Here is a 13,907-nt window from a genome sequence, read left to right on the forward strand (position 1 = left end):
GCGGTAGTCAATGTATATGAGGAAGGAATTGTTAAGGAAAGAAATAAAGGTAAAAGAACTGTTTGATAATAGTTTTCTAAACAATTCGGTACAGTTTAATGAGGTAGAGGTGACTACTAAGAACAATAGTTCTTTTATTAAGGGAGTGGAGTTTTCTAATGATGAAGTATTACAGGAATTTGATTCGGAGATTTGTGTTTCTAGCGATGAACATTTAATAAAATTACACTTCTCATTAGAAGGTGCTTATGGTTATCAGCCGCTTAGACACATAAAGTATTTGGTGCAAATTCCAGAAAATCATTGTAATATGTTCTATTACCCAATTACAGAGGGTAGAGATATGTTTTTTAAGGGAAATGCAAAATCTTTTGAGATATACCTTAAACCTAGTTTGCTAAAGAATTTGTTAGGCAAAGAATTTGAAAAATCTTTTCAGAAGTTGAAGAATGCTATCCAAAATTCCAATTCATTTGTACTATGGGATAAGAGTAAATTTATTCCACCAAATATTCGTAGTAAAATAAATGAGATCATTCAATGTCCTTATACAGGTGAATTAAGAAAAAAATATCTGGAAAGTAAGCTTACGGTATTGTTGATAGATTTTCTTTTAGGAAGACAAACTTCAAGAGTATCTAAGAGTAATGTAAAACTTTTAAATTCCGATTATTTGGCCTTAGTGAGAGTTGAGGATTATATCAGAAAAAATTTGAAAGAGCCATTAAAAATAATTGATTTGGCAGATTTAGCTGGGTTCAATCCTACCAAGTTGAAAAGGGATTTTAAAAAGTTGTACGGGGTTACCGTATTTAAATATATCACTGCGTTAAGAATGGAAGTTGCCAAAAGTTTAATTACTCAAGACGGGGCTACAATTGCGCATGCTGCCTATGAGGTTGGTTATGCTAATCCACAACATTTTACTACAGCTTTTAAAAGAACCATGGGGTATGTGCCTAGTGAGTTGAAACCTGCGGTACAATAGCATAGATATCGTGTTTAATCGTCAAGTTGGCTACTCTTTATTTTACCAGCATTTTAAGTATATGTTCAACCCCATTATCATCATTGCTCAATGTGCTGTATTTGGCAACCTTTTTTACGTTTGGATGCGCATTTGCCATTGCAAAACCGTAATCTGATAGTGCAAGCATTTCTAGGTCATTATTGTAATCTCCAAATACCATTATTTCATTAGATTTAAGATTATAGCTGTCCATGACTTTTGACAACGCATATCCTTTATGAGCGTTCATGTTAGATATATCTAACCAGTTCTCGCCGGAGACTTTAACTTTTAAATCTTTTTCAAAATGTTTTACAAATGGGTATATAAATTGTTCTGAACTCTCAAAATGATAAATGGCAATTTTTATTACTTCGGAAGTAAACGTATTTAAGTTATCTATGATTTCAAACTCGGTATAATATTCTGCCAATTTATTTACAAATTCATTCGATTTATTGGTTAAATAGGCTTGATGCTTACCGCAAAGAACAGGGTGTATATTGGGGATTTTATTTAAAGTAGCTAAGATTTCTGCTACTCGTTGTTGGTCTAATGGCGTAACTAGAATTTCGGTATCTTGCTTTTTGGCAAATCCACCGTTCTCGGCAATAACAATTATTTCGTCTTTTATGGGAGCAAGCTTATCAATTATACTATTGTATTGTCTGCCACTGGCAGCAACAAATGTGATGTTTCTAGATTGTAATTCTTTAAAGAGCTCAAAGAATTGTTCACTGACTTGGTGGTTAGAGTTAAGTAAGGTACCATCCATGTCCGAAACAACCATTTTAATCTTTGATAAATCCATAAATTATTTAATTTATGGTAAAGATATTTGAATGGAAGTTAACATGTACTTTAAAGATCAAAGTTTTACCTTTAATTAATAATTACTAGGTATGAAGTTATTTCAAAGACAGTTTAGTTTACCACCTTACCAAAGAGGTTTTCATATTATCACCAGCCTAATCTTAGAACGTTTACCAGAGATTCAAAAAATTGATGTTGGTATGCTACAGGTATTTATTAAACACACATCTGCTAGTTTAACCATTAATGAAAACGCAGATCCCACGGTTAGAGAAGATTTTGAGTCCTATATAAATAGATTTGTGCCTGAAAATGAACCTTATTATAAGCATAATTATGAAGGTTCAGATGATATGCCCGCACACATAAAGGCTTCATTAATGGGCTCGTCTGTTCAAGTTCCGGTATCTAATGGGAAGTTAAATATGGGAATATGGCAAGGAATATATTTATGTGAACATAGAAATTATGCTTCCGGCAGAAACATTGTCTTGACCTTGTGGGGAAGTTGATATTTATTTAAATTAAAAGAAAAACATAGTTTATGACTACGGAAGAATCTATTCTGAACAAAATTCAAATACTGATTACAAATCATTTTGAAACACCAGAAATGGCATTTAATTTTTTTGATGAGGATAATGATCAAAAGTTGACCAAATCTGAAATTGTAAAATTGTTGAAACAAGCAGAAATAAGTGGATTTATTAGAGGTATTGTTTCGTCAAAATTGATTGAAGGTTATGATAAGAATGGTGATGAGCTAATTGATTGGCAAGAATTTAAAGCGGCTATCGCTAAAATTAAAAAATCCGATTCGTAAGAATCGGATTTTTCAAAAGTGAGATTGTTATTAATTTATTTTACCTGATCTACAACTGCCTTAAAGGCATCTGGGTGGTTCATTGCTAAATCTGCAAGAACTTTTCTGTTAAGTTCAATGTTATTAGCTTTTACTTTCCCCATAAATTGAGAGTAGGACATTCCGTGCTGTCTGGCACCTGCATTAATACGGGTAATCCATAATGAACGAAAAGTTCTTTTCTTGTTTCTACGGTCTCTGTAAGCATATAACATTGCTTTTTCAACCGCGTTTTTGGCTACTGTCCAAACGTTTTTACGTCTTCCAAAGTAACCTTTGGCTTGCTTCATTACCTTTTTTCTTCTGGCTCTTGAAGCTACTGCATTTACTGATCTTGGCATTTCTTTCTAATTTTTTGTAGTAGGCGTCCTTTTTATTTTAAGGAACTTTGATTGCCTAACTCCATGGTTAATAATTTTACCTTTTTAAAGAACTAAAATTACTTTAAACGTAATTGTTCTTTAATGCTGTTAACATCATGTTGGTGAACCAAAGTATCATGAGTTAAAGCAAGCTTACGCTTTTTAGATTTTTTCGTAAGAATGTGACTCTTAAAGGCGTGCTTTCTTTTAATTTTACCGGTACCCGTTAGCTTAAAACGCTTCTTAGCACTGGATTTTGTTTTTTGTTTAGGCATTTTCTCCTAGTTTATATATTAATCTCACTTGTTTATGCTGAAACTGTCCACCAATGGCGGACAGCATTCAGTATTCTAATATTCGATTTTAAAAAACCGAAATTTTATTTTCCTTTTGTCTTAGGAGCTATGAACATTGTCATACGCTTTCCTTCTAGTTTAGGCATCTGTTCAACTTTTCCTAATTCTTCTAATTCAGATGCTAACCTCAATAATAAAATCTCACCTTGGTCTTTATAGACAATTGATCGTCCTTTAAAAAAGACATATGCTTTTAATTTTGCTCCTTCTTTAAGGAACTTTTCAGCATGTTTCTTTTTAAATTCATAATCGTGGTCATCAGTATTGGGACCAAATCTTATTTCTTTAACAACAACCTTTGAAGCTTTCGCTTTCATGGCTTTATCCCTTTTCTTCTGTTCGTATAAAAACTTTTTATACTCCATAATCTTACAAACAGGAGGGTCTGCCTTTGGTGAAATTTCCACCAAATCCAAACCTAATTCTTCTGCTTTTTCAAGAGCCTGAGGAAAAGGATATACACCTACTTCAACATTGTCACCAACTAACCTAACTTTAGGGGCCGTAATCTTCTCATTAATATTATGAGGATTCTTATTTTCCCTTCTAGGTTGCGGTCTAAATCTTTTACGTATTGCTATGACTAATTCTTTTTAATTAAACTTTTATTTAAAACGTCTTTAAGGTACTATTTATTTCTGTGTTAACCAAGTCTGTGAACGTTGCAATGCTTATTGCTCCTAAATCTTCACCTCCATGTTTACGAACAGATATAGTGTTGTCAGCCTCATCGTTTTCTCCCACGATCAGCATAAAAGGTATCTTAGCCATTTCTGCTTCACGTATTTTCTTGCCTACAGTCTCATTTCTACTGTCTACAAGGGCGCGAATTTCGTTATTTTCTAGGGATTTTAAAACTTTTTCGGCATATTTTTCATGTTTTTCGCTTACAGGTAAAATTATAGCTTGTTCTGGGGTAAGCCACAATGGGAAATTACCTCCAGTATGTTCCAATAATAAAGCTATAAAACGCTCCATGCTACCAAATGGGGCACGGTGTATCATCACGGGTCTATGTAGCTCGTTATCACTGCCTTTGTAGCTTAAGTCGAATCTTTCAGGTAAGTTGTAATCTACCTGAATAGTACCTAGTTGCCATTGTCTTCCAAGCGCGTCTTTCACCATGAAATCTAGCTTAGGACCATAGAAGGCTGCTTCACCGGCTTCAATCACAAAATTCAATCCTTTCTCTTTAGCGGCATTGATGATAGCTTGTTCTGCTTTTTCCCAATTTTCCACTGAGCCAATGTACTTTTCCGGATTGTCCAAATCACGTACAGAGACCTGGGCGGTAAAATTTTCAAATCCAAGGGATCCCAATACATATAAGGATAGGTCTATTACATTTTTAAATTCCTCGTCCAATTGGTCTGGTGTACAGAAAATATGTGCATCATCTTGAGTAAATCCGCGTACTCTTGTTAATCCGTGTAATTCACCGCTTTGTTCATATCTATATACCGTACCGAATTCCGCAAATCTTTTAGGTAGTTCCTTATAGCTATATGGTTTTGTATTGTAGATTTCACAGTGGTGAGGGCAATTCATCGGTTTTAAAAGAAATTCCTCACCTTCCTTGGGTGTATGTATCGGTTGAAAGCTGTCTTCACCATATTTTTCATAATGTCCAGATGTAACATATAATTCTTTTTGACCAATATGTGGTGTAACCACCATTTCATATCCGGCTTTCTTTTGGGCTTTCTTTAAAAAGTTTTCAAGGCGTTCACGTAAGGCAGCACCTTTAGGTAGCCATAATGGTAGTCCTTGACCTACTTTTTGTGAAAAAGTAAATAGTTCTAGTTCTTTACCTAGCTTTCTGTGGTCTCTCTTTTTTGCTTCTTCTAAAAGTGCCAAATATTCGGTAAGCTCTTTTTGTTTTGGAAATGAGATACCATATATACGTGTAAGTTGTGTGTTGTTTTCGTTACCTCTCCAGTATGCACCTGCTACACTTAATATTTTTATAGCTTTTACAATACCGGTATTAGGAATGTGTCCACCTCTACATAAATCTGTAAATGTATCGTGATCACAAAACGTAATGGTACCATCCTCAAGGTTTTCAATCAACTCTACCTTGTATTCGTTTCCTTGCTTTTTATAGAAGGCAAGTGCATCGGCTTTTGATACCGCTCTCATTTTATAGTCATGTTTTCCACGGGCAATCTCTAAAGCCTTCTTTTCTATAGAAGTAAAATCTTTTTCTGAAATAGAGCCATTTGGTAATTCTACGTCGTAATAGAAGCCGTTTTCTATGGCGGGTCCTATGGTTAGTTTAACTCCAGGGTACAATTCCTCAATAGCTTGCGCTACAATATGTGAAGTTGAATGCCAAAAAGCTGTTTTTCCTTCTTTATCATTCCAAGTGAATAGTACTAAGCTACCGTCTGTTTCTAACGGGGTAGTGGTTTCAACAATAGTTTCGTTGAATTTTGCCGAAATAACATTGCGGGCTAATCCTTCGCTTATACTTTTTGCAACCTCTATTGGTGTAGTTGCTTTTTCAAATTCCTTGACCGATCCGTCGGGAAGTGTAATTTTAATCATTTCTTGTACATATTATAGGGTGTCAAAGATAATATGAACTATTCATGTCCGCAATAGAATAGTGTTATGTTTTACTGTAGTCTTAAAGAAGGGCTATGGGGCTTATGGTTGTTATACGATTGTTTTAGTTGGTATGGTGTTAGTTTGCCTGTAAGATTTTAATATAATCAGCTGTATATGTATTGATTTTTTTATTAAATTTAATACCGCTTTTTTTATTTTGAGTGTAAAGTGCTGTAAATAAATTGGTTGTCGTTACACATGAAAAAACCTTGTATTTATTTTGCAAAAAAGTCTTGTTGATTAGAAAATAGGTTGTAGATTTGCACCCCGCTAGCGAGGAAGACGAGTTCTGAATCGGGAGTCGGAAAAGGTTCATTTATATGTTGGTTGGTCTGGAAAAAAAAGAAAGAATATTTTTTTCGAAATAAGTTGCCAGGTTAAAAAACAGTTGTATATTTGCAGCCGCTTAGGGAAACACCTAAGGGAAACGAAGCCGGGAAGGTCGCATGATCCAAGGGCGGAGTGGATGGAAGTTCATTGAAATATTGTGGAGATTTAAGAATCGAGTTCAGGTGAGGACCTGGACGAGAGGAACACGAATTAAGGAAACATACCATATAATATGCCTTGTGCATATTTGGATATATTGAATCGAGAGTCGGGGCCGGGATGGATTTGGTTTCGTTGGGACGAATATTTACAAAACAACGATGAAGAGTTTGATCCTGGCTCAGGATGAACGCTAGCGGCAGGCCTAACACATGCAAGTCGAGGGGCAGCGGGGAAAAGCTTGCTTTTCCGCCGGCGACCGGCGCACGGGTGCGCACCGCGTATGGAACCTGCCTTGTACAGGGGAATAGCCCAGGGAAACTTGGATTAATGCCCCGTAGTACCGTATTTCGGCATCGTTATACGGTTAAAGCCTTCGGGCGGTACAAGATGGCCATGCGTCCCATTAGCTTGTTGGTAAGGTAACGGCTTACCAAGGCTACGATGGGTAGGGGCCCTGAGAGGGGGATCCCCCACACTGGTACTGAGACACGGACCAGACTCCTACGGGAGGCAGCAGTGAGGAATATTGGACAATGGAGGAGACTCTGATCCAGCCATGCCGCGTGCAGGAAGAATGCCCTATGGGTAGTAAACTGCTTTTATACGGGAAGAAAAAGAGCTACGTGTAGCTTACTGACGGTACCGTAAGAATAAGGACCGGCTAACTCCGTGCCAGCAGCCGCGGTAATACGGAGGGTCCGAGCGTTATCCGGAATTATTGGGTTTAAAGGGTCCGTAGGCGGGCCGATAAGTCAGGGGTGAAAGTCTGCCGCTCAACGGTAGAACTGCCTTTGATACTGTCGGTCTTGAGTTATAGTGAAGTTGCCGGAATATGTAGTGTAGCGGTGAAATGCATAGATATTACATAGAACACCGATTGCGAAGGCAGGTGACTAACTATCGACTGACGCTGATGGACGAAAGCGTGGGGAGCGAACAGGATTAGATACCCTGGTAGTCCACGCCGTAAACGATGGATACTAGCTGTCCGGTACCTTGAGTACTGGGCGGCCAAGCGAAAGTGATAAGTATCCCACCTGGGGAGTACGTTCGCAAGAATGAAACTCAAAGGAATTGACGGGGGCCCGCACAAGCGGTGGAGCATGTGGTTTAATTCGATGATACGCGAGGAACCTTACCAGGGCTTAAATGCATATTGACAGGGTCAGAGATGACTTTTCCTTCGGGCAATTTGCAAGGTGCTGCATGGTTGTCGTCAGCTCGTGCCGTGAGGTGTCAGGTTAAGTCCTATAACGAGCGCAACCCCTACCGTTAGTTGCCAGCATGTCATGATGGGGACTCTAACGGGACTGCCGGTGCAAACCGTGAGGAAGGTGGGGATGACGTCAAATCATCACGGCCCTTACGTCCTGGGCCACACACGTGCTACAATGGCAGGTACAGAGAGCAGCCACGTCGCAAGGCGGAGCGAATCTATAAAACCTGTCACAGTTCGGATCGGGGTCTGCAACTCGACCCCGTGAAGCTGGAATCGCTAGTAATCGGATATCAGCCATGATCCGGTGAATACGTTCCCGGGCCTTGTACACACCGCCCGTCAAGCCATGGAAGCCGGGAGTGCCTGAAGTCCGTCACCGTAAGGAGCGGCCTAGGGCAAGATCGGTAACTAGGGCTAAGTCGTAACAAGGTAGCCGTACCGGAAGGTGCGGCTGGAACACCTCCTTTCTAGAGATTGTCCTTTTAAGGACGGTCCCTGGCGAAACGAAGAATCGGAATAACGGTCCCGGTCTTTTGGTTTAATACGATTGTTTTTTAAGATAAAGTGTTCGGATAAGAATAAAGATCTCCATAATCATGATATATAAGTAATTGCTTTTCCGGGAAGGTATTTATACTGAAGAGGAAGAGTAGGGACAGTCCCATAGCTCAGCTGGTTAGAGCGCTACACTGATAATGTAGAGGTCGGCAGTTCGAGTCTGCCTGGGACTACAAACAAGAAAGGGTGCCCATCGGGCATTACGTTCATATATTGAAATATTGAAGGAAATTTTAGAAGTTGTGCTACCTGTCAACTGTAAACTGGCAACAGCCGACTTATGGAATTGGGGGATTAGCTCAGCTGGCTAGAGCGCCTGCCTTGCACGCAGGAGGTCATCGGTTCGACTCCGATATTCTCCACATTACGATTGACAATGTTCAATTAGCAATAAGCAATTTTTAATTGTTCATTGTTCACTGATAATTGTCAACTGTTCAACGTTCATTGACATATTGGAACAGGAGGTAAGATATTTGTCTTACCGACTAAAAAAGAAAGAAACACGAATCTTTATTAAGTAAAGAGTACGAATCAAGAATAGAATAGATTAAAGATCTGGCGACAAGCTGGAAAAGGGCGTATGGGGAATGCCTAGGCTCTCAGAGGCGAAGAAGGACGTGATAAGCTGCGAAAAGCTGCGGGGATCGGCACACACGATATGATCCGCAGGTATCCGAATGGGGCAACCCGTTATATTGAAGGTATAACATCCGCAAGGAGGCAAACCCGGGGAACTGAAACATCTAAGTACCCGGAGGAGGAGAAAACAAAAGTGATTCCGATAGTAGCGGCGAGCGAAATCGGATTAGTCCAAACCGTACATGTTCCGGCATGTGCGGGGTTGTAGGACCACGACATTCGAGATGTAATGAACTAGAACGCTTTGGAAATAGCGGCCATAGAGGGTGATAGTCCCGTATAGGCAAAGAGCATTTAGATAGTGGTATCCTGAGTAGTGCGGGGCACGTGAAACCCTGTATGAATCCGGCGGGACCATCCGCCAAGACTAAATACTCCTGAGAGACCGATAGTGAACCAGTACCGTGAGGGAAAGGTGAAAAGAACCGTGAATAACGGAGTGAAATAGATCCTGAAACCATACGCTTACAAGCGGTCGGAGCCCATATGGGTGACGGCGTGCCTTTTGCATAATGAGCCTACGAGTTACTTTTACTGGCAAGGTTAAGTTCTTCAGGAACGGAGCCGTAGCGAAAGCGAGTCTTAATAGGGCGCCATAGTCAGTAGTAGTAGACGCGAAACCGTGCGATCTACCCATGGGCAGGTTGAAGCTGTGGTAACACATAGTGGAGGACCGAACCCGTTGACGTTGAAAAGTCTTGGGATGACCTGTGGGTAGGGGTGAAAGGCCAATCAAGCTCGGAAATAGCTCGTACTCCCCGAAATGCATTTAGGTGCAGCGTGTAGATAGTTTTATAGAGGTAGAGCTACTGATTGGATGCGGGGGCTTCACCGCCTACCAATTCCTGACAAACTCCGAATGCTATAAAATGTTTCTGCGCAGTGAGGGCATGGGTGCTAAGGTCCATGTCCGAGAGGGAAAGAACCCAGATCACCGGCTAAGGTCCCAAAGTATATGCTAAGTTGATATAACGCGGTGGAACTGCATTGACAGCCAGGATGTTGGCTTGGAAGCAGCCATTCATTTAAAGAGTGCGTAACAGCTCACTGGTCGAGCGGTTCCGCATGGATAATAATCGGGCATAAGCATATCACCGAAGCCGTGACTTTGTATTTATACAAGGGGTAGGGGAGCATTGTAACTGCGTCGAAGGCGTACCTGCGAGGGATGCTGGAGCGGTTACAAACGAAAATGTAGGCATAAGTAACGATAATGCGGGCGAGAAACCCGCACGCCGAAAGACCAAGGTTTCCCCAGCTATGCTAATCAGCTGGGGGTCAGTCGGGACCTAACGCGAACCCGAAGGGGATAGTGGATGGACAACAGATTAATATTTCTGTACCTGCTCACGCTAAAAGTGACGGAGGCGAGAAGTTGGTGCGTACAGACGGAATTGTACGTTGAAGGGAGTAGTAATACCCCGATAGTACACCGAGGCCACGGCCAAGGTGATAATCCAGCATATCGACTTCCAAGAAAAGCGAGTGAAGCAGCCCGTACCGTAAACCGACACAGGTGGTTGGGATGAGTATTCTAAGGCGCTCGAGAGATTCATGGCTAAGGAACTAGGCAAAATAGACCCGTAACTTCGGGAGAAGGGTCGCCCCCTTATGGGGGGCCGCAGTGAAGAGGTCCAGGCGACTGTTTATCAAAAACACAGGGCTCTGCAAAATCGAAAGATGACGTATAGGGCCTGACACCTGCCCGGTGCTGGAAGGTTAAGAGGAGATGTCATTCCTTCGGGGAGAAGCATTGAATTGAAGCCCCAGTAAACGGCGGCCGTAACTATAACGGTCCTAAGGTAGCGAAATTCCTTGTCGGGTAAGTTCCGACCTGCACGAATGGTGCAACGATCTGGACACTGTCTCGGCCATGAGCTCGGTGAAATTGTAGTATCGGTGAAGATGCCGGTTACCCGCAGTGGGACGAAAAGACCCCGTGCACCTTTACTATAGCTTCGTATTGACCTTGGTCAAGCAATGTGTAGGATAGCTGGGAGACTTTGAAGCTGCATCGCCAGGTGTGGTGGAGTCATTGTTGAAATACCAGCCTTTGCTTGTCCGGGGCCTAACTCTCTTCTGAGAGAACAGTGCGTGGTGGGTAGTTTGACTGGGGTGGTCGCCTCCAAAAGAGTAACGGAGGCTTCTAAAGGTGCCCTCAATACGGTTGGCAATCGTGTGTAGAGTGCAATGGCACAAGGGCGCTTGACTGAGAGACATACAGGTCGATCAGGTTGGAAACAAGAGCATAGTGATCCGGTGGTTCCGCATGGAAGGGCCATCGCTCAAAGGATAAAAGGTACGCCGGGGATAACAGGCTGATCTCCCCCAAGAGCTCATATCGACGGGGGGGTTTGGCACCTCGATGTCGGCTCGTCACATCCTGGGGCTGGAGAAGGTCCCAAGGGTTGGGCTGTTCGCCCATTAAAGTGGCACGCGAGCTGGGTTCAGAACGTCGTGAGACAGTTCGGTCTCTATCTACTGCGGGCGTTAGAAATTTGAGTGGATCTGACTCTAGTACGAGAGGACCGAGTTGGACCGACCGCTGGTGCGCCAGTTGTTCCGCCAGGAGCATCGCTGGGTAGCTATGTCGGGATCGGATAAGCGCTGAAAGCATATAAGCGCGAAACCGGCCACAAGATGAGATTTCTTTAAAGGGCCGTGGGAGATGACCACGTTGATAGGCTATAGGTGGAAGGGCAGTAATGTCCGTAGCCGAGTAGTACTAATTGCCCGTCAGGCTTGCGCATACGTACGTCCCTTCCTTGTGGAGGGGCGCACGACGATCTTTACTTCTTTCTTTCGATTCTGAAACATATTTGACGATATACATGTTTCTTTCCTTTATAGGAATCCTGTTCCATTCATGTCAACGATATTGCGGCGAAGGCCGCGGTCGGCAATGTCCGATCCAAAACTTAGGTGGCCATGGCGACGGGGTCCACCCCTTACCATTCCGAACAGGGAAGTTAAGACCGTTTGCGCCGATGGTACTGCTATACCAAGTGGGAGAGTAGGTAGCCGCCTTTTTCGAAAGCCCCTTACAGTAATGTAAGGGGCTTTTTTTATACCCTAAAGTGAAAGTCAAGGATTACCAAAATATCTTTTCAATAATTACCGTAGCATTATCAGATATAATTTAATAGACTTAATTTTGGTGCAAATAGATAATAAGTAATGCTATATGTGCCAAAAGCATATGATAAGGATTAAGTTAAAATAATCGTTATGCCATATCTAAATTCGTTAGAAAAGGAAGAGAAATTTAATACCATTTCTCATAGTGTTGGTGCCGTATTGGCAATGGTAGGTATGATTGTTTTAATCAACGCTAATAGTCATGAATCGGTATATGCTACATTTGCTATTATTATTTACAGTATATCCTTAATTAGTATGTTAACCGTGTCTACTATATATCACGCTGTTGAAAATAGGATTTGGAAACTAAAGACCAGAATTCTTGATCATATTAATATATATTATCTAATTGCCGGAACATATACCCCTGTGGCACTTATAACTCTTATTAGCGATAATGGATGGTTGATATTTGGAACCGTATGGGGAATTGCAGCTGTAGGGACTATTTTAAAATTGTTTTTTACCGGTAAGTTTGAAATTATATCATTGTTGCTATACTTAGCTATGGGATGGTTGATAGTATTCGATTTTCAAAATTTAGTAGATAAAACGTCAGAAAGTGGAATTAATTTACTTATGCTAGGTGGTGCGTTCTATACTATTGGGATAATTTTTTATGCCGTTAGAAGAATTCCCTATAATCATTTCATATGGCATCTTTTTGTCCTGTGCGGTGCAATAAGCCATTGGTTTTTTATCTATCTAGACGTAGTCTAATAGATTCAACAATAGAATGTAATTATGAATCTATGATGTCTTTATACTCTTCATAAAACGTTTCTATCTGTAGCATGTTCTGGTTTAAGAATTCCATCGTTTCTCTCCAAGTATTCTTGTTGTGTATAGATACATGGTTTAGCTCTACATAAATTCTTGATATCTCTTTTTTGTTTTCTAGTAAATAGAAATCTTCGAAGGTAGCTTCATGTAAATAATCATTTAGTAAAATTGATTTTAGGGCAACTAATTTATCCCATACTCTTATTCGTTGTTCAAAATCTGAATCTACATCTATAGATACTATAGCCCTTTTTAAATCAAAATGAAATTTAAAAGATAATCCCTTAACTTCAGTTTTATATAAAGTCCATTTATTTGGAAAGGATTTTCCAAATGCAATCCAAAATTCTTCTCGTAGTTTTCTCGATTCTTCTTTACTGAACATTTATAAATAATAAGCAATGGTGATACCTAGTATAATAACCAAAAGTTTTCGCAGATTGAATTTATGACCTTCAGAACTTTCAAATAAAATTACTGTTGATATATGTAAGAATACGCCAATTACTAAAGCATTTAAATACATGCCGTACCTTGATAGAATAGTTATTGTATGGGCTAATAAAGTGCCGATAGGAGTCATTACGGAAAATAATAGCATAAAAAAAGCAGCATGTAGTGGCTTAATGTTTGAGCCTAAAAGAAAAATGCTTAAGATTATTGCAATTGGAATTTTGTGAATTAATATACCGTATATGATGGTGTCATTTGTGCCTATTGGAAGACCTTCTAGTAATGAATGTATACAAAGACTAAAAAATAGTAACCATGGAAAGTTCTGACTTTCCTTGGAAATGTGCACATGGCCGTGTTCAGCTCCTTTTGAGAAAAACTCTAAGAAAATTTGAAATAGTATGCCTAACATAATAAAAACACCAATAGATTTTGGGTTGGTATTTGCATATACCTCCGGTAACATTTCAAAAATTGTTAGGGCTAACAGAAATGCTCCACTAAAAGCTAATAAAAGTTTAAAGGACTCATTTTTTTTGGGTTTTGCAACAACCACAAAAAGAAAACTAATAAGCACTCCTAGAATAGGTAATATATAAATCAT

General features: G+C 40.2%; 11 protein-coding genes, 2 tRNA genes and 3 rRNA genes. 9 read left to right on the forward strand and 7 right to left on the reverse strand.

Annotation, left to right across the window (positions count from 1 at the left end):
- The first annotated feature begins 16 nt into the window (after positions 1–16).
- Positions 17–988, forward strand: a complete 972-nt coding sequence (locus YQ22_RS14205) for a helix-turn-helix domain-containing protein (protein ID WP_071341717.1) — start codon at positions 17–19, stop codon at positions 986–988.
- 37 nt (positions 989–1,025) lie between these two features.
- On the opposite strand, the gene YQ22_RS14210 is transcribed toward YQ22_RS14205, so the two are convergent.
- Positions 1,026–1,820 (reverse strand): HAD family hydrolase, encoded by a 795-nt coding sequence (locus YQ22_RS14210; protein WP_071341718.1) that lies wholly within the window; start codon positions 1,818–1,820, stop codon positions 1,026–1,028.
- A 91-nt stretch (positions 1,821–1,911) separates the two neighbouring features.
- On the opposite strand from YQ22_RS14210, the gene YQ22_RS14215 reads away from it, so the two are divergent.
- Both YQ22_RS14215 and YQ22_RS14220 read left to right on the forward strand, forming a co-directional pair.
- On the forward strand, positions 1,912–2,334 hold the full coding sequence (locus YQ22_RS14215) for a secondary thiamine-phosphate synthase enzyme YjbQ (protein WP_071341719.1): 423 nt from the start codon (positions 1,912–1,914) through the stop codon (positions 2,332–2,334).
- A gap of 32 nt (positions 2,335–2,366) precedes the next feature.
- On the forward strand, positions 2,367–2,645 hold the full coding sequence (locus tag YQ22_RS14220; protein ID WP_071341720.1) for an EF-hand domain-containing protein: 279 nt from the start codon (positions 2,367–2,369) through the stop codon (positions 2,643–2,645).
- Positions 2,646–2,680: 35 nt separating this feature from the next.
- On the opposite strand, the gene rplT is transcribed toward YQ22_RS14220, so the two are convergent.
- The 4 genes from rplT to thrS all read right to left on the reverse strand — a co-directional run bounded on the left by rplT (position 2,681) and on the right by thrS (position 5,952).
- Positions 2,681–3,025, reverse strand: a complete 345-nt coding sequence (rplT, locus tag YQ22_RS14225) for a 50S ribosomal protein L20 (RefSeq protein WP_027064529.1) — start codon at positions 3,023–3,025, stop codon at positions 2,681–2,683.
- 98 nt (positions 3,026–3,123) lie between these two features.
- Positions 3,124–3,321 (reverse strand): 50S ribosomal protein L35, encoded by a 198-nt coding sequence (gene rpmI, locus YQ22_RS14230; protein ID WP_047245905.1) that lies wholly within the window; start codon positions 3,319–3,321, stop codon positions 3,124–3,126.
- A gap of 104 nt (positions 3,322–3,425) precedes the next feature.
- Positions 3,426–3,983 (reverse strand): translation initiation factor IF-3, encoded by a 558-nt coding sequence (infC, locus tag YQ22_RS14235; RefSeq protein WP_082642892.1) that lies wholly within the window; start codon positions 3,981–3,983, stop codon positions 3,426–3,428.
- A 28-nt stretch (positions 3,984–4,011) separates the two neighbouring features.
- The gene (gene thrS, locus YQ22_RS14240; RefSeq protein WP_071341721.1) at positions 4,012–5,952 is read right to left on the reverse strand and encodes a threonine--tRNA ligase; all 1,941 of its coding nucleotides are present in this window, start codon (positions 5,950–5,952) and stop codon (positions 4,012–4,014) included.
- A 710-nt stretch (positions 5,953–6,662) separates the two neighbouring features.
- On the opposite strand from thrS, the gene YQ22_RS14245 reads away from it, so the two are divergent.
- The 6 genes from YQ22_RS14245 (at position 6,663) to trhA (ending at position 12,787) form a co-directional block, all read left to right on the forward strand.
- Positions 6,663–8,193, forward strand: a 16S ribosomal RNA gene (locus YQ22_RS14245).
- A 190-nt stretch (positions 8,194–8,383) separates the two neighbouring features.
- Positions 8,384–8,457 (forward strand) — tRNA-Ile (locus YQ22_RS14250).
- Positions 8,458–8,572: 115 nt separating this feature from the next.
- Positions 8,573–8,646, forward strand: a tRNA-Ala gene (locus YQ22_RS14255).
- A 199-nt stretch (positions 8,647–8,845) separates the two neighbouring features.
- A 23S ribosomal RNA gene (locus YQ22_RS14260) occupies positions 8,846–11,676 on the forward strand.
- Positions 11,677–11,844: 168 nt separating this feature from the next.
- Positions 11,845–11,956 (forward strand): 5S ribosomal RNA (gene rrf, locus YQ22_RS14265).
- The 16S, 23S and 5S rRNA genes sit together here with 2 tRNA genes alongside, the layout of an rRNA operon.
- Before the next feature lie 198 nt (positions 11,957–12,154).
- Positions 12,155–12,787: a PAQR family membrane homeostasis protein TrhA gene (gene trhA, locus YQ22_RS14270; RefSeq protein WP_071341722.1), complete on the forward strand. Its 633-nt coding sequence runs from the start codon at positions 12,155–12,157 to the stop codon at positions 12,785–12,787.
- Between the two features lie 22 nt (positions 12,788–12,809).
- Here the strand turns inward: trhA and YQ22_RS14275 are convergent, their stop codons facing one another.
- Together YQ22_RS14275 and YQ22_RS14280 are read right to left on the reverse strand one after the other, a co-directional pair.
- A complete protein-coding gene (locus YQ22_RS14275; RefSeq protein ID WP_071341723.1) occupies positions 12,810–13,235 on the reverse strand; it encodes a DUF4268 domain-containing protein in 426 nt (141 codons plus the stop codon).
- Positions 13,236–13,907, reverse strand: coding sequence for a ZIP family metal transporter (locus tag YQ22_RS14280; protein ID WP_071341724.1), 672 nt, complete (start codon positions 13,905–13,907; stop codon positions 13,236–13,238).

The organism is Maribacter sp. 1_2014MBL_MicDiv (assembly GCF_001865655.1).
Taxonomy (GTDB): domain Bacteria; phylum Bacteroidota; class Bacteroidia; order Flavobacteriales; family Flavobacteriaceae; genus Maribacter; species Maribacter dokdonensis.

Coding starts and splice junctions, on each gene's coding strand:
- YQ22_RS14205 (WP_071341717.1), top strand. CDS start 17: ATGAGGAAGGAATTGTTAAGGAAAGAAATAAAGGTAAAAGAACTGTTT.
- YQ22_RS14210 (WP_071341718.1), bottom strand. CDS start 1,820: ATGGATTTATCAAAGATTAAAATGGTTGTTTCGGACATGGATGGTACC.
- YQ22_RS14215 (WP_071341719.1), top strand. CDS start 1,912: ATGAAGTTATTTCAAAGACAGTTTAGTTTACCACCTTACCAAAGAGGT.
- YQ22_RS14220 (WP_071341720.1), top strand. CDS start 2,367: ATGACTACGGAAGAATCTATTCTGAACAAAATTCAAATACTGATTACA.
- rplT (WP_027064529.1), bottom strand. CDS start 3,025: ATGCCAAGATCAGTAAATGCAGTAGCTTCAAGAGCCAGAAGAAAAAAG.
- rpmI (WP_047245905.1), bottom strand. CDS start 3,321: ATGCCTAAACAAAAAACAAAATCCAGTGCTAAGAAGCGTTTTAAGCTA.
- thrS (WP_071341721.1), bottom strand. CDS start 5,952: ATGATTAAAATTACACTTCCCGACGGATCGGTCAAGGAATTTGAAAAA.
- trhA (WP_071341722.1), top strand. CDS start 12,155: ATGCCATATCTAAATTCGTTAGAAAAGGAAGAGAAATTTAATACCATT.
- YQ22_RS14275 (WP_071341723.1), bottom strand. CDS start 13,235: ATGTTCAGTAAAGAAGAATCGAGAAAACTACGAGAAGAATTTTGGATT.
- YQ22_RS14280 (WP_071341724.1), bottom strand. CDS start 13,907: ATGATTTATATATTACCTATTCTAGGAGTGCTTATTAGTTTTCTTTTT.